Raw genomic sequence first — 15,901 nt, 5'->3', positions numbered from 1 at the left:
GGAGGACGATAAGATGCATGTGATCAAAAACGTAAACCTGGAAACCGTGTGCGGGATTACCAGCGCCCTCCCGGAGAATATCCATCCGGAGGTAGCCTTTGCCGGAAAATCAAATGTGGGAAAATCATCCCTCATCAACGCCCTGATGAACCGGAAGTCTTACGCCCGCACGTCACAGCAGCCGGGAAAGACGCAGACCATTAACTTTTATAATATTAACGATGAGATTTATTTTGTGGATCTCCCCGGATACGGCTACGCCAAAGTTTCCAATGAGATTAAAGCCAAATGGGGGCGTATGATCGAGAATTACCTTCAGAGATCAAAACAACTGCGCCTTGTCTTTCTGCTCATTGATATCCGCCATGAACCTTCCCAGAATGACCGGCATATGTATAGGTGGATCGTGGAGAACGGATTTTATCCTGTGATTATTGCCACAAAGGCGGATAAGATCAAGCGCAGTCAGCTTTCAAAGCAGCTCAAATTGATCAAAAACACCCTGGATGTGGCTGAGGGAACGCCTGTGGTGGCGTTTTCAGCCTTGTCTAAACAGGGGCGGGATGAAATATGGGATCTCATCGAAACCTACGCTTTAAATATGGATTACGATGAGGCGGATGAAAACGGCTTAACTGACGGGGAAGAAGTGTAATCTCTTTTCTACATGAATAGAAGTGACAAAGACCGCGGCGCGGAAATGAAATAGCGCCGCGGTCTTCATTTTTTGCCCATTAACAGAGTCTGGATGAGATAGGTGTAAATATCCGCATTGTGTTTTTTCCAGTTGTCACAAATGGCGATGGCCTGCTCTTTCGTAGTGACGCTTAAAGACAGGGCGATGAGCTTATGATTTTCCTCACGGATCTCGCAGTTGACAATAAACAGGTTGGGTTTCTCCTGATAATAGTCCGCCAGGGTCGTATTTTCGTTTTTTAGCTGATAATGATGCTCATTGAGAAAATTGTCCGCGTCATTGCGCATGGCCTTTGGAATATTTTTTCCGAAAAATTCCAGCGTTTCCTTTCCGGATTCTGTGAGAGAATAGAAAGAACTGTTGCGGACCTGCCGGGAATGGATTAGCTCAGCGTCTAACAGTTCGTTGATCGCCTGCTGTAGTGTGAAGTAAGAGGTATATCCCCGGTCAAGGATAAACTCAGATAACTGTGAATTGGTCAGGGGAAAATCCACTTTATCCAGCATATATAAAAGAATCAGTTTATAAGTTGTCAGCGAATCGGTCATGGGATACGCCCTCCTTTCATAAAAGGGATTTAACCCTCAAAACGTCTTCCCTGCCATGTCTGGCGGTCTTTCAGTGCTTTGTGGATATAATTCATAACATATTTTTTGTGGCCGCTCCACAAAGGCTGGATCAGCAGGCTTTTAGGCCCGTCTCCGGTGATACGGTGGATAACCATGTCCGGTGGCAGAACTTCCAGGCACCGGATGAGGATATGGGTATATTCTTCCAGTGTCAGAATGTGAAATGGCCTGCGGCTATAGTCCGCAGCCAGATCCGTACCTTTTAGAACGTGTAGAAGCTGGGGTTTGATTCCCTGAATATTCAGAGCGGATAAATACCGGGCCGTCTCCTCCATTTGATCAAAAGTTTCTCCGGGAAGGCCGAGAATGGTGTGGACAACCACATCCAGCCCGTACTTTTGAAGCAGTGCCAAAGCTTTGTGAAAACAGGAAAGATCATAGCCCCGGCGGATGTATGCGGCAGTATCCTCATGGATCGTCTGAAGGCCAAGCTCCACCCATACCGGTTTTATCCCGGAAAGACGGGATAAGAGACGGACTTTTTCTTCATCCAGGCAGTCAGGTCGGGTGGCGATGGAGATGGCTGCCACCTGGGGATGAGCCAGGGCCGGGGAAAAAATCTTCTCCAGAACAGGGACAGGGGCGTAAGTGTTAGTGTATGCTTGAAAATAGGCAATATAACGGCTGCCGGTGTGCTTGTTTTTCAAAAGATGCCGGCCCTCCTCCAATTGTGCGTTAAAATCCTGTCCCCGCCTGGCAGCAAAATCGCCGGAGCCGCCCTGGCTGCAGAAAATACAGCCCCGATATCCCAGAGTCCCATCCCGGTTTGGACAGGTAAATCCTCCGTCCACAGCGATTTTATAAACCTTTTCATGGAAAGTGTTCTGGACAAAGGCGTTAAATCCATAGTAAGGGCGGCCGCCCCACAAACTCAGAGCTTTGCTGTAGCTGTGGGGGACCGGCGACCGGGGATTCTCTCTTTTATTATTCGCAGAAGTATTTTCAAGCTTATCAGTCATGGCGGATATTCGTTTCCCGGATGTGGTCTTTGACGGCCTGGCTGACCGCCTGGGCAACCCTGGGGTCGAAGGCGTAGGGCATAATATTGTCCTCTGAAAGTTCTTCGTCAGAGATCAGTCCGGCAAGAGCGTTGGCTGCGGCCAGTTTCATCTCCTCAGTGATCTGTCTGGCACGGCCTTCAAGGGCGCCTTTGAAAATGCCGGGGAACGCCACCACATTGTTGATCTGATTTGGAAAATCTGACCGTCCGGTACCAACAACACGGGCGCCGGCAGCTTTTGCGGCGTCAGGCATAATTTCAGGCACAGGATTTGCCATGGCAAAGATAATGGCGTCTTTATTCATGGACTGTACCATTTCCGGCGTCACCATGTTGGGGGCGGAAACACCGATAAAAATGTCAGCGCCTTTAAGGGCGTCAGCTAAGTTGCCTGTCCGTTTTTCAAGGTTAGTGACTGCGCACATTTCCTTCTGCATCCAGTTTAAATTTTCATAGGATTCGGAGATAATGCCGAAACGGTCGCACATCATCACATGTTTAAATCCGTAGGTGAGGAGAAGGCGGGTGATGGCGATGCCTGCGGAGCCGGCGCCATTTACAACAACCTGGCAGTCCTCCTTTTTCTTTCCCGTAACTCTCAGAGCGTTAATGACGCCCGCAAGAACAACAATAGCTGTGCCGTGTTGGTCATCGTGAAATACGGGAATGTCCAGAAGCTCTTTTAAGCGTCTTTCGATCTCAAAACAGCGGGGGGCAGAGATGTCTTCCAGGTTGATGCCGCCGAAAGCAGGGGCAATATTTACCACGGTTTTAATGATCTCCTCAGTATCCTGGGTGTCCAGGCAGATAGGGAAAGCGTTGACACCGCCGAACTCTTTAAATAAAGCCGCCTTGCCTTCCATGACCGGCATAGCGGCCAGAGCCCCGATGTTGCCAAGGCCAAGGACAGCGCTGCCGTCGGAGACAACAGCTACAGTGTTAGATTTGATGGTGTAGGTGTAGGCTGCCTCTGGGTCTTTGGCAATGACTTTACACGGTTCTGCCACACCGGGAGTATAGGCGATGGCAAGATCATCCCTGCTTTTTACCGGGCATTTGGGAATTGTGTCAATTTTACCGTGCCATTGCTGGTGGAGCTGGAGTGCTTTTTCGTTGTTCGTCATAGTTTCATCCTCTTTCTGTTAATCTTTTGCCGGTCTTTCCTGGCGTCATAGTGATCTTTTCAGGTCACAGGCTGCTTTCATTTTAACACACAATAAAAAAGGGGGCAACAGCAAGCCTTCGAGGTTTAAGTCTCTCTTTGGGTCAGAGGCGTGTCCAGTGTTAAGTTTTTTTCCGGGATGGGCTGGCCCGTCAGATGAGCCAGCAAAAATTTAAGACACTGGCAGGCCATATCCTCCATGGGCAGATAAACAGTGCTTAAAGAAGGGGTTGTGTACATGGCGTTTTCTTTCTCTCCATTTCCGATGCTGATGACGGATATGTCTTCAGGAATTTTTATGCCCTCCCGGTTCAATGTGTACAGGCACCCCATGGCGATGGCGTCAGAAAGACAGTAAATGCTGTCGCAGGGATGTCCGGAGGTAAGAACCTGGTTCGCCATTCGGGCGCCGTCCTGGGGAGTGTTCTCCCCCTCCAGGTAGTTTTCGGGGGAAATTGGGCTTAGCACCGAGGCAAAGGAATCTTTGAAGCCCTCAAGGCGTTGTTCCATGCCGGGGAAGGTTTCCTGGGAACTGAGAATCCAGGGAAACCTTTTTTTCCGGTCAAGGAGTGCCTGGGCCGCCAGGACACCCATGCGGTAGTTATCTACAGTTACGCTGCAGTAGCCGGGCAGGGAGCGGTTATAGAGGACAACAGGCACAGGAAAATAACTGTCCCTGACAAATTCCATATCTTTTTGGGAGGCATTAGCAATGATCGCGCCGTGAAAACGCCGGCCTGTGAGAAGGGCAGTCTGATCTTTTAATGTGTCGTTGTCATAGGGGTAGATGATGATCTCATAGGGAACGGCGGCATCGGCGGCGGCCATGGAAAGCCCTTTTAAAAAACGGGACAGCATGGTGGTACGAAAATCGTTGGCCCAGTAAAGGGCAATGGTGTAAGAACTTGAAGCCGCGCCCTCCCTCAGTGTGCGGGCCGCAATGTTTGGCTTGTATCCCAGGGCGCTGACAGCGTCCCACACCTTTTTACATGTTTTCTCTGAGATTTTCCGTTCCCGGCTTTGTCCGTTGAGAATAATTGATACGGTGCTGGGAGAGACACCGGAGGCTTTGGCGATGTCTTTAACTGTAACCATATAAAAATGTTCCTTTCATATCATAAAACCTTTTGTAACTGTTTAGTACCTTCATAGTTACAACCTTTCTTTGATTATAAAGAAATTTTTTTCCAATGTCTACCGGTATGTGGCAGTAACAGTTCCCCACACTTTTTTCACAGATTTATCAAAAAAAGTTCACAATCTTTCCAAGGATTATACACAGTCGGCCCTTACAATAAAAACGATTGATAAAATGAAGGAGGAGCATATGGCATGATAGAGGTTAAAAATCTCGTGAAAAAATATGGTGACCATGTTGCTGTGGATCATTTGACCTTTACCGTGGAAAAAGGCCAGATTTACGGTTTCTTAGGGCCTAACGGCGCGGGAAAATCCACGACCATGAATATTATGACCGGATATATCGGCGCCACGGAAGGTGAAGTCCTTATTGACGGCCATGATATTTTAAAGGACGCCCAAGAGGCAAAAAAGTGTATCGGATATCTTCCGGAAATTCCGCCGGTTTACCCGGATATGACAGTGGAAGAATATCTTCATTTTTCTGCTCAGCTCAAGGGTGTGAAGAAATCCGAGCAGGAGGCCCAGATTGAAAGGGTAATGAAGATGACTGAGGTGGAAGATGTGGCAGGGCGCCTGATCAAAAATCTATCTAAAGGTTATCGTCAGAGAGTTGGCCTTGCCCACGCCATTATGGGGTTTCCGCCGATTATTATCCTGGATGAGCCCACAGTAGGACTTGACCCGAAACAGATCATCGAGATACGCCAGTTGATCCGGGAACTGAGCAAGGAGCATACGATTATATTAAGCTCTCATATTCTTTCAGAGATCAGCGAGATTTGTGATTATGTCATGATCATTGCCCATGGGAAACTTATTGCCAGTGATACGACCCAAAATCTTACAAAAATGATGCAGGGACAAAATATTTACAATTTCCTTGTAAAAGGCGAAAAAGATCAGGTGCGGCAGGCTCTGGAGCAGATTGGCGGCATTGAGAAGATCGACATAAACCCGTACCGGGAAGAAAATATTGTGGATGTTACTGTGGAGTGCAGTGTGGAGCCCGCACATGACGGCCGGGATGTGTCTGCGGATGAAGAATCTGTAAAAACGACTCGCCGGGATTACAGGGAAGAGATATTTTATGCCCTTGCCCATGCGGAATGCCCGATGATGGCTTCGGCAAAATATGTGTCTTTGGAAGATATTTTCCTGGAGCTGACGGAAGAAACGGATGCGCAGAATATTAATAAAAAAGAAAAACGGCGCTTTTTGTTAAAACGCCCTAAGGCAGAGGAGGTACAGGACAATGGCAGCGATTTATAAAAAGGAGGTCCGCTCATATTTCACGTCTATGATCGGCTGCGTTTTTATCGCGTTTGCCCTGGTCATTATCGGATTATATTTTTTCGCCAATAATCTTTACGGCGGTTATCCCTATTTTGGATATTCCCTGTCGGCGACCATCGCCGTGTTTATGATCCTGATCCCTATTCTGACTATGAAAAGTATGGCAGATGACCGCCGCCAGAAAACAGATCAGATGCTTTTAACAGCCCCGGTGACGACATGGCAGATTATTTTCGCCAAATATCTGGCCATGGTCACTGTATTTTTGGTGCCGGTGTGCGTTATGCTGTTTTACCCGCTGATCATGGCGGCTTACGGGACAATCTCCTACGCTATGGCTTACGCGTCTATTTTTGGATTTGCCCTCATGGGATTTTTAGGTATCGCGGTGGGTATGTTTATCTCCTCACTGACAGAGAGCCAGGTTATTTCCGCGGTTCTTACATTTCTGATTTTGTTTGCTTCCTATATGGCAGAATCAATCGCTGATATGATCCCATCAACGGCGTGGGTTTCAATGGCGGCTTTTATTATTCTTATCCTGGCGGTGGCCCTTATTGTTCACTCCATGACCCAGAGTACGCTCCTGGGAGGCGGCGTCGCCGTGATTGGCGTGGCGGTAATCCTGATATTATATTTTATGGATTCCACAAGTTTTCAGGGCGCTTTTGGGGATCTGATCAGCTCCTTATCCCTGACCGGGCATTTTTATAATTTTGCATCAGGTATCATTGATATTCCGGGGATCATTTATTATCTTTCCGGCAGCTTTCTGTTTATTTTCCTTGCCGATCAGGCTGTGGAAAAACGGCGCTGGTGTTAAGGAGGTGGCAGGAAAATGAAAGAAAAATTAAAAGGAATAATCAAAGGAAAACAGTTCAGACAGGGATCATACAGTTCTGTTCTTATAGTGATTATTATTGCTATCGTTGTTGTCATCAATCTCGCGGCGGGACAGATCCCTTCTCAGTATTCTCAGGTGGACATCAGTGATAACCAGCTTTACAGTATCGGCGACCAGACCCGGACGCTTTTGTCAGATCTGGATACCGATGTGGACATTTATTATATCTGCCAGGAAGGCAGCGAGGACACCACTATCCAGCGTATGCTCAACCTCTACGAGGACAGCTCATCCCACATTAATGTGACCCAGGTGGACCCGGTAGTCAGCCCGGCGTTTGCCTCTCAATATACAGATGAGGAGGTGGCGGACAACAGTATTATTGTTGTATGCGGAGAGACTTCCCAGTATATCGCCTATTCGGATATGTATATTACAGAAGTAGACTATACCACCTATTCCTATCAGACCACAGGCTACGACGGCGAAGGCCTTGTGACCAGTGCTATTGCTTACGTCACAAGCGATGATCTTCCTAAAATGTATATCCTGGAAGGCCATAATGAATCGGAAATTTCCAGTGAGCTGCAAGACCGTATTACAAAAGCCAATATCGTTACAGAAAATTTAAGCCTTGTAACTCAGGAGAGTGTTCCCGAAGATTGTGATATTCTTTTGATCAATGCTCCGCAAAATGATCTGTCAGAAAATGAGGCGTCCTATATTATTGATTATCTGGATCAGGGGGGAAAGGCAATTATTACATCCAATTATACCACAAGTGATATGCCTAACTTTGATTCGGTGTTAAGCCACTACGGATTGTCCAGAACAGAGGGCATCGTTGTGGAAGGTAATGGAAGTTACTATTATCCGGGTTATCCCATTTATCTTGTTCCGGATCTTGAAGCCCATACGGTCACCAATGACATGATCAACAATAGCCGTCTTGTCCTGCTGCCAAGTGCCCAGGGGATTGAGATTTCTGAAGATCTGCCGGACGGCGTGTCAGTGGATACTCTGTTGTCCACCAGCGACCAGGCGTATTCAAAGGTGGATGTGGCCGGCGCGACAACTCTTGAAAAGGAAGACGGGGATATTGACGGCCCCTTTGCCCTTGGTGTTGCCGTAACAAAGACTGTGGATGAGAGCAGTGATGATGCTGATGAGGAAGAGAGTGAAGCGGATTCTCAGACTCAGCTTGTCTATGTGTCCACCGCAGGGCTTCTGGATGATACTATGAACGGGGCTGTCTCTGACGGCAATTATGATTTCTTTATGAACGCCATTAGCTGGATGAACGGGGAAACAACCAGTGTCTCCATTGATTCAAAATCACTGACCTATGATTCTCTTATGGTAACTGCGGGAAGCGCTAATATGTGGGGAATCGTTCTGATTGCTGTCATTCCTATCGCAGTGCTGCTTCTTGGCGCCGTTGTATGGATTCAGAGGAGGAAGCGATGACAAAAAATAAGCAGACCATGAAAATGGCGGCGGCAATTATTGTACTTGTAGCCGCCGCAGGAGTATATTTTGGAACGTCGGCGTGGAATCGGGCCAGCCAGGAGCAGGAGGCGGCCAGCGAAGACACATCCACAGATATTACCTCTCTGAGCAGCGATGACGTCACTCAGTTTTCCTATGTTTATAATGGAGAGACATACACTTTTGTCAAGGAAGACGGGACATGGTACTATGACGCGGACCGGGAATTTCCTGTAAATCAGTCCAGCATTGACGGGAAACTCAGTTCCGCCCTCAGCACTACCGCCAGCAGAGTGATCGAGATTTCAGAGGATAATTTATCGGATTACGGTCTGGATGAACCGTCCAACGTTATTAGTTTTACAGACAGCGAGGGCAATGAGACTGTCTTTGAGATCGGCACAGACAACGGGACTACAGGAGAATACTACTGCCGGCTGGGTGACACACAGACGGTATATATGATTTCCTCCTCATTAAGCACCATGATGTCTTTTAATATTTATACAGTGGCAGATATGGAAAGCTTTCCGTCTATCGCTTCTGACGATATTAAGACGATTACTGTGGATGACGGAACCGAAAGCCGGAATTTGGATGCGGATGATGACGCATCTGCATTCTCCACGATCAGCACGTTGAGTTACAGTGCCCATGTAGACTATGACTGCGAAGATATGTCCGTCTATGGACTGGACGATCCCCAGTATCTTGTGACTATTAAATATCTGGAAGATTCCGGGGAGTCTGCCGACGAAACATCGGCGGAAACGTCCTCAGAGGAAACAGATCAGACTCAGGAAATCCAGACTGACGAGACTGAAGCGGAGACAGAAGAAACTTCCGGGGATGAAGAGGAAACCTATGATGAAAATCAGTTGTCTATTATTTATCTCAACATCGGAGACGCTACAGATGACGGGTACTACTATGTAAATCTGAGCGGTTCCACAGAAGTCCACCTGCTGACCGCAGATACAGTATCCTCTATTGTGGGGACAAGTGATACAGGCTCGGAGGAAAGTGAATCCTGAGCCGGTGAAGAGACAAAAAGCGCCGCCATGGCTTGTTAGTCACGGCGGCGTTTTTATGCTTATATTGTGATATTATTGATCTGTTTTCTTCATATATTCGTTTTGAAAATAATTCAGTATGATCTCGAAATTCTGGAGATTTTGGGCTTTCAGCACATTGAGGATCAGTCCGCTGAAATAGGATATAATCGCAGCCAGAGCCGCGAATCCGCTGACAATCAATGTGGGAAATTTAGGAACCAGACCGGTTTGTATATATTCAATCAATACAGGAATAAAAAAACCGATGGCCAGGAGCAGGAGGATCACGGCGATGATCCCAAAAAACATCATTGGCCGGTAATTTTTAAAGAGTCGAAATATGGTCTTTAATACTTTGAATCCGTCGGAGATGGTGTTAAGTTTGGACTGGGAGCCCTCTGGGCGATCCCGGTAATCCACCACCACATTTTCAACCCGCATCCTCTTGTCCAGGGCGTGTATAGTCATTTCTGTTTCAATCTCAAATCCCTGGGACAAAACGGGAAATGTTTTCACAAACAGGTAACTAAAGGCCCGGTATCCGGTCATAATATCCCGGATATTGTTTTTAAAAAGAAAATTAATCAGCCCACGGACGACTTTATTTCCGCTGTTGTGGAAAAGCCGTTTGTTTTCTGTGAAATAAGTGGAAGAAAGCCGGTCCCCTACAACCATATCCATGCCTTTGTTTAAAACTGCGTCCACCATATCCTTGGCGTTCTGTGCGGGATAGGTGTCATCTCCGTCGATCATCAGATAACATTTGGCGTCGATTTCCCGAAACATGGAGCGAATGACCGCGCCTTTGCCCTGCTGGTGTTCATAGCGGACAATAGCGCCGTTCTTTTGGGCAATTTCGTCGGTGCCGTCAGTAGAATTATTGTCGTAAACATAAATGACAGCCTCAGGAAGGGCTTTTTTAAAATCCGCCACAACTTTTCCAATGGTTTTGGCTTCGTTGTAGCAAGGAATTAAAACTGCGATAGTATCCATAAGTAACCTTTCTTTCATGTTGTTGATAGTTGTTTTGCCGTGAGGTTTGTAAAAGTTCAGTCATGCAAAATGCGGGTGACTGCTTATTTTGCCAACAGCCACACGAAGTTAATGCCTGCGGTCCATATAAAGGAGAGATAAAGGGCTTTCTGATAAATTTTTTGTCCGTCACCGTTTGTGGCTTTTTCGCCAAGGGCGAGGATACAGATTACAGCAGGGAGGATGAAAAACAGGCCAAAGTCGCTGCCATACCGCTGAAGGATACCGGCCAGCTCCACATCAGCACAGACGACAATCACGGCCATAACCGCGGAAAGGATGGATAAAAGCCACAGCTTTTTCTCTTTTAGCTCCCGTTTTACGTTTCCGAGAAACACAAGGGCCATCGCTCCGCAGTTGAACCAGAAAAAGCCGCCGTACATCGTCTCAGCGATGGTCATCCCCTGGTAGGTGTTCTGCAAAGACACTGAGGACATAAAGGGAAAGTGGCCGATGAGGGAAGGTGTCTGGAAAAGATAGGCAAAAATGCCAAAGGGCAGCCGGTCCAGATGAAATCCCCGGTGGGTCATGTCGTTTGTGGTTAAATTGTAATTGGCCCCAAAATCAAAAGGCGATCCAAAGCGGGCAAAGTTATAGTACATTACCAGGGCAGCGACAATCATATAAGGGAGGGCAGCCTGGACAAAGTTTAAGACAAATGTCCTGAATTGCTTCCCGGACAGAGCGGACTTTATATGTCCCCAGAAAATAGGAATGATCAGAAAACTTCCCACAAGCATCTGGGGGCGGCTGGCAGCCACAAGGGCCATAAGCAGCGCGCCCAGGGAGAGAAATCCGGGATGAATGCGGGGATTTTTTGCAGCTCTTAGCCAGAAATACAGTCCCCATAAAGTCAGGGCCAGAGCCATGGAGCCGGGCATATTATAAAATGTTGGCGGATTGACAATGAGCAGGGTTCCGCAGCCAAGGATGAACATACACTGACAGAGGATAAACACTCCCAGGGAAGTATTGGGAAAGTATTTTCTGGCCAGGGATCTGAGAAGAAAATAAGCGCCGGCAATGATGAAGGCCACATTGATCAGGATACCCACATACGTGGGGAAAGCCTGTCCGGTGATCAGGTAGTAGGGGAGATAATATACAAATACCGGAAGGATGCCAAAGTAACTGTAATATTTCCCGTTAAAATAGGCGGTGTCCCACTGAAATTCCACCTGATCCGCGTCCCGCTGGTTATTATCATAGGGATTCTCCATGGCCATCAGATCTTCTGAGGGCTCAATATCCAGGTAAAAATGGCCTTCGGTGAGGGATACAGCAAGCTGGTGATACTGGTAGTGATGGGCCCAAGGGGGATCACAGTAGCGGGGATCGCCCTGGGAAATACCGATACAGCCGCCGAGAAATGCCGCCATCAGGCATATGAGGAGTCCGGTCTGAAAAGCGTCTTTTGGGTTGTATTTAATGGCATAAACAGGGGCGCCCGGTCGAAGCCCCCATAGCACCACAATGATAAAGAAAGTAGCGGCGATCCTTACCGGGGAGAGATCCAGAGGCCGTATCCGGTTAATATCCACATTTTTTATGATTAATTCTTCGCCTGCCTCTGTCTTTACAGTGACACGCAGACTTTTAGCTTTCCCGCTTAAATTAAGCCGGATATACTTGTCCGCCTCCCGGACTGCGGAGACGGCAGTTTCAGGCAGACTGTAGTACTGATTGTTTCCTTCGTCCCTGGCCTTGATTTTTATGGCAAAAAAACCATCCGAAGAAGGACCTTCCAGATCCAGGTAAAGATTACCCGCAGTCTGTCCGATATTTTCAATGACAAAGACAGCTTCCCCATTTTCGTCGCCAGTAAGACAGCTTCCCATGGGAAGTTTTGCGCCGGCGGCGTCTGTCAGCGTCCATCGCTGTGCCGGACTAAAGGTGAGAGATTCAAATGTCCTGAAATTAAAACCGAACAGCTCGATGGCAAGGGCGATGATGGCAAAAAGGATACATTTTGGAAGAATGTGCTTCATTGTCCGCTCTCCTGTGAGACATCAAAGGCGTAGATCGTCTGGGAAAAGTAAGGTATGCCCGCCTTTAACACAATGGAGGGGAAATCCGGACAGGCCATGGCGTTGGGGTAATATTGGGTTTCCAGGCAGAAACCGCTGCGGGGGCCGTAGGCGGTACCGGATTTCCCAATTTGTCCTGTGAGAAAGTTGCCGGTGTAAAACTGCATTCCAGGCATATCAGTATACACGTCCATAGAAATCCCTGTTTTGGGGGAAAGAACGCGGGAAACCTTACGCATACCCTGGCCGCCTAGACAGAAGTTATGGTCATAGCCCCGGCAGAAGACAAGCTGCTCCTGCTGCTGGCCAATATCCTGTCCCATGGCTTTGGACCGGCGGAAATCAAAGGCTGTGTGTTCTACCGGGAGCAGGCGCCCTGTAGGCAGACAGTTGGCGTCATTTTCTGTGATATAGTCTCCGTCAATGGTCAGCAGATGGGAACAGATATCTCCGGAGCCCTCCCCTGACAAGTTAAAATAGGTGTGATTTGTCAGATTAACAATGGTATCCTTGTCGCTGATGCCGCGGTAAGTCAGAGACAGGCGGTTTTGGTCATCAAAAGTATAATCCACGGAAACATCCAGGTTCCCGGGATAATTTTCCTCGCCGTCAGGAGAGCGGCGGCTGGCCCGGATACCTCCGGGGATTTCCTCAATATGAAAAAAGTGGCGGTCGAAACCTTTAACGCCGCCGTGAAGGTGGTTTGGCCCGTCATTGGCGGCCAGGTGAAAAGTCTGTCCGTTTAAGGTAAAGACAGCACGGCCGATGCGGTTGCCCACTCTCCCGATACAGGCGCCAAAGTGGGCGTCGCTTAACTGGTATTCTTCCGGCGTTTTTAATCCGAGAATGACATCCACAGGACCCTGGGGCGTATGGATTATAGCGGATGTGATGGCTGCTCCATAATTGGTGATCTGGACAAAATTGCCGTGATTGTTTGTTAATGTATATAAATATACAGGGTGGGACTGGAGCGTTCCCCATAACTTACTTGCAACCGTTGTCATTATCGTTCCTCCTGTGTTTTTTTTGCTGGTCCATGCCATATTGGCGTACAATCTGGTGAAACTGATCCCCCAGGCGGGATATTTCTCCAAGGACTGTATCAATTTTTCTCTCGTCTCTGTACCAGTTATTCCGGGATATGTCCTGGGTACTGACTGGACAGATGAAAAACTGGGTATCCGGATATAATATTTCATAGTAGATCCGGCATCTTTTTGCGTGATAAGCCTGACAGCATATAATGGCCCGCCGGATATGCAGTCCGAGACGGTCTGTTGTCTGCCGCGAAAAAATAGCATTCTCGTAGGTAAAGGTGGCCTGATCTTCTTTTAAAATAGCATCCGCTGGTACGCCCTGGGAGCGCAGGATGTGATCCATAAAGGCCCATTCCGTTGGACAATTTTTTAAAGCGGAGTCTGGCATATCTGCCGGTCCCTCAAAGAATCCCACCAGCTTGCTGTATTTACCTGAGGGCAGGATAAGAGGTGCCATCCCCTCTTTGTAAAGCCGGGCGGCCTGTAAGGCAAGGGCGCCGTAGCGGCCTCCGGGAATAAATATAATATCGCTTTTCTGAGGAAGATCTTCGACAAAAACAAGATCTGTCAGTTCTTCTAAAAATTTCATCATAAAAACTCCAAAATCTATAGTGGCAAATGACGCGGTATAATAGCCACTTATGTGGCTATTATACCATGAAATTCCATAAAGTACAGGGGGGAGAAAATTCTTAAGAATTTTGTCAGTAAACTGAACTGCTGCATTTTGTCAGTTTCCCGACAAAATTTGTTTGCCGGTATGGTCTGTGGTGTAATTTTGAGTGTAGATGAGCTGGGAGATGGGGACGATTTCGTATCCTTTTTCCTGAAGGCCGGTAATAACGGCGTCTAGGGCGTCTTTGGTATATTTTGCGCCGTTATGCATCAGAATAATAGAGCCGTTGCAAAGATTTTCGTGGTTGAGGACGCGGGATATAATATCCTGGGCACCGTAATCTTTCCAGTCCAGACTGTCCACATTCCACTGGATCACATGGTATCCCAGGCCGTTAGCGATGTCAACAAGCTGATCGTTGTAATCCCCGTAGGGCGGTCGGAAAAGTGTCATATCCACACCGGTGAGGGCTTTGACCTGGTCATGGACCTGTTGAATTTCATCGGCGCACTCGGAAGATGAGAGGTCGGACATCTGCTTGTGGTTCTGGGAATGATTTCCAAGGTCATGTCCGGCGGCGGCAATAGCTTTTACATCCTCAGGGTAGCTTTCTACCCATCCTCCGGTCATAAAAAAGGTGGCATGGACGTTGTGGCTGGCGAGAATATTCAGAATCGTGGAAGTATCCTCATTGCCCCAGGCCGCGTCGAAGGACAGAGCTACCTGGGGTTTTTGGGTGTCCACACAGTAGATTGGGATTTTTCTGGAATTTTGGTAAAAGACGGAGGCTACGGAAGGGGCCATAAACTGGCGGACGGCAAAGACACACAGCAGGAGGGTGATCACCAGACATCCGGTGCGGAAGAAGGTTTTCAGAGATTTTTCCATGGGAAAAGGTTCCTTAAATGAATTTGATATATGGATATGAAAAAAACAGGCCGTTTATGCTTTTTTGTGCGGCATTGCCACAGAGCTTTTATGTAAAAGCAAAAACATAAATGGCCTAAAAATCAGATATCCCGCAGCGGACACCAAAAGGTCAGTCCTTCGTGCGGCGTATGGCGTTATCCTGAAAACGGAAATAGTCCGGGCGGTGGCGGGACTGGGTGTATTCAAACATTTCTCCGTCCCCATTGTAAGTCTGGCTTGTAACTACAGCCAGACAGTTATAGTCATCAAGATCGAGATATTTTTCGTCGATTTGAGTCATCTTTTCCACAGTCATAATCCGTTTGGATGTGACGATGGTCTGATGAAGGACGTTTTCAATGTATTCGTAGATAGACTGGGAGGCAATTTCAGGTGTGAGTCCGGGGATGAGATCCTGACGGAAATAGTTGTGGTTTAAAATCAGCGGTTTGCCGTCCATATAATGGACACGCTGGATATAGTAAAGAAGGGTACCCTTTGGGAAACCGGTTCGGTGAGAAATCTTTTCATCGGCTTCAAGAGTTGTAAAACAGACTACTTTTGTCATCCCTGTTTTATGATTGCGGAGGGAGGATTCCTTAAAGGACTCTATACTTCCAAGAATAAAAGAATTTGGTTCTACCGGCTGGAAAATCACTTGGACTCCCTTACCCTGCATGGTCTGGACATAACCGTCCCGTACCAGGTCGGAAATGGCCCGGCGAACTGTGTTCCGTGAACAGTCATAGACTGCCGTCAGGGTATGTTCTGAGGGAAGATATTCCTGGAACTCATAGTCCCCGGTTTCGATTTTTGTTTTTACATCTTTGTAAATTTTGTCGTATATTGCTTTGGGCATAAAACCCCTCCTGTCAGTTCTAACTTGTTTAAACATCTAAGATTATTATAATAAAGTTTGAGGGAATGTCAAGGGATAGCGACGGGAAATTAGGGACTAAAAGCAGC

General features: G+C 47.5%; 15 protein-coding genes. 5 read left to right on the top strand and 10 right to left on the bottom strand.

Annotation, left to right across the window (positions count from 1 at the left end):
• The first annotated feature begins 13 nt into the window (after positions 1 to 13).
• On the top strand, positions 14 to 655 hold the full coding sequence (gene yihA / locus HNP82_RS01830; RefSeq protein WP_183770838.1) for a ribosome biogenesis GTP-binding protein YihA/YsxC: 642 nt from the start codon (positions 14 to 16) through the stop codon (positions 653 to 655).
• 65 nt (positions 656 to 720) lie between these two features.
• Here yihA and HNP82_RS01825 read toward each other — a convergent pair whose 3' ends face one another.
• The 4 genes from HNP82_RS01825 to HNP82_RS01810 all read right to left on the bottom strand — a co-directional run bounded on the left by HNP82_RS01825 (position 721) and on the right by HNP82_RS01810 (position 4,583).
• A complete protein-coding gene (locus tag HNP82_RS01825; RefSeq protein ID WP_183770836.1) occupies positions 721 to 1,245 on the bottom strand; it encodes a DUF4364 family protein in 525 nt (174 codons plus the stop codon).
• 29 nt (positions 1,246 to 1,274) lie between these two features.
• The gene (locus tag HNP82_RS01820) at positions 1,275 to 2,285 is read right to left on the bottom strand and encodes a TIGR01212 family radical SAM protein (RefSeq protein ID WP_183770834.1); all 1,011 of its coding nucleotides are present in this window, start codon (positions 2,283 to 2,285) and stop codon (positions 1,275 to 1,277) included.
• Entirely contained in the window at positions 2,278 to 3,450 is a 1,173-nt protein-coding gene (locus tag HNP82_RS01815; RefSeq protein ID WP_183770831.1) for an NAD(P)-dependent malic enzyme, read from the bottom strand. Before HNP82_RS01815 ends, HNP82_RS01820 begins: the two co-directional genes overlap by 8 nt.
• Before the next feature lie 125 nt (positions 3,451 to 3,575).
• The gene (locus HNP82_RS01810; RefSeq protein ID WP_183770828.1) at positions 3,576 to 4,583 is read right to left on the bottom strand and encodes a LacI family DNA-binding transcriptional regulator; all 1,008 of its coding nucleotides are present in this window, start codon (positions 4,581 to 4,583) and stop codon (positions 3,576 to 3,578) included.
• Positions 4,584 to 4,820: 237 nt separating this feature from the next.
• Here HNP82_RS01810 and HNP82_RS01805 point away from each other — a divergent pair, with 237 nt between their 5' ends.
• The 4 genes from HNP82_RS01805 to HNP82_RS01790 are packed head-to-tail and all read left to right on the top strand — an operon-like array spanning position 4,821 to position 9,290.
• The gene (locus HNP82_RS01805; RefSeq protein WP_183770826.1) at positions 4,821 to 5,900 is read left to right on the top strand and encodes an ABC transporter ATP-binding protein; all 1,080 of its coding nucleotides are present in this window, start codon (positions 4,821 to 4,823) and stop codon (positions 5,898 to 5,900) included.
• A complete protein-coding gene (locus tag HNP82_RS01800) occupies positions 5,884 to 6,747 on the top strand; it encodes an ABC transporter permease (RefSeq protein WP_183770824.1) in 864 nt (287 codons plus the stop codon). The genes HNP82_RS01805 and HNP82_RS01800 overlap by 17 nt, the downstream gene beginning before the upstream one ends.
• Before the next feature lie 15 nt (positions 6,748 to 6,762).
• Positions 6,763 to 8,235, top strand: a complete 1,473-nt coding sequence (locus HNP82_RS01795; protein WP_183770822.1) for a GldG family protein — start codon at positions 6,763 to 6,765, stop codon at positions 8,233 to 8,235.
• Complete coding sequence (locus HNP82_RS01790) at positions 8,232 to 9,290, top strand: DUF4340 domain-containing protein (protein ID WP_183770820.1); 1,059 nt, start codon at positions 8,232 to 8,234, stop codon at positions 9,288 to 9,290. The genes HNP82_RS01795 and HNP82_RS01790 overlap by 4 nt, the downstream gene beginning before the upstream one ends.
• A gap of 72 nt (positions 9,291 to 9,362) precedes the next feature.
• Here HNP82_RS01790 and HNP82_RS01785 read toward each other — a convergent pair whose 3' ends face one another.
• The 6 genes from HNP82_RS01785 to HNP82_RS01760 form a co-directional block, all read right to left on the bottom strand.
• Entirely contained in the window at positions 9,363 to 10,304 is a 942-nt protein-coding gene (locus HNP82_RS01785) for a glycosyltransferase family 2 protein (RefSeq protein ID WP_183770818.1), read from the bottom strand.
• An 83-nt stretch (positions 10,305 to 10,387) separates the two neighbouring features.
• Positions 10,388 to 12,331 (bottom strand): hypothetical protein, encoded by a 1,944-nt coding sequence (locus HNP82_RS01780; protein WP_183770816.1) that lies wholly within the window; start codon positions 12,329 to 12,331, stop codon positions 10,388 to 10,390.
• A complete protein-coding gene (locus HNP82_RS01775; RefSeq protein ID WP_183770814.1) occupies positions 12,328 to 13,377 on the bottom strand; it encodes an aldose epimerase family protein in 1,050 nt (349 codons plus the stop codon). The genes HNP82_RS01780 and HNP82_RS01775 overlap by 4 nt, the downstream gene beginning before the upstream one ends.
• A complete protein-coding gene (locus HNP82_RS01770; RefSeq protein ID WP_243164599.1) occupies positions 13,358 to 14,002 on the bottom strand; it encodes a YdcF family protein in 645 nt (214 codons plus the stop codon). The genes HNP82_RS01775 and HNP82_RS01770 overlap by 20 nt, the downstream gene beginning before the upstream one ends.
• Positions 14,003 to 14,140: 138 nt before the next feature.
• Complete coding sequence (locus HNP82_RS01765) at positions 14,141 to 14,914, bottom strand: polysaccharide deacetylase family protein (RefSeq protein ID WP_183770811.1); 774 nt, start codon at positions 14,912 to 14,914, stop codon at positions 14,141 to 14,143.
• A 151-nt stretch (positions 14,915 to 15,065) separates the two neighbouring features.
• Positions 15,066 to 15,794 (bottom strand): UTRA domain-containing protein, encoded by a 729-nt coding sequence (locus HNP82_RS01760; protein ID WP_183770809.1) that lies wholly within the window; start codon positions 15,792 to 15,794, stop codon positions 15,066 to 15,068.
• Positions 15,795 to 15,901 lie beyond the last annotated feature (107 nt).

The sequence above is a fragment of the Catenibacillus scindens genome, assembly GCF_014202115.1.
In the GTDB taxonomy this organism is placed as follows: Bacteria; Bacillota; Clostridia; order Lachnospirales; family Lachnospiraceae; genus Catenibacillus; species Catenibacillus scindens.
Note: the sequence above shows the minus strand (reverse complement) of the source record. Positions and strands in the feature narration are given on the sequence as shown.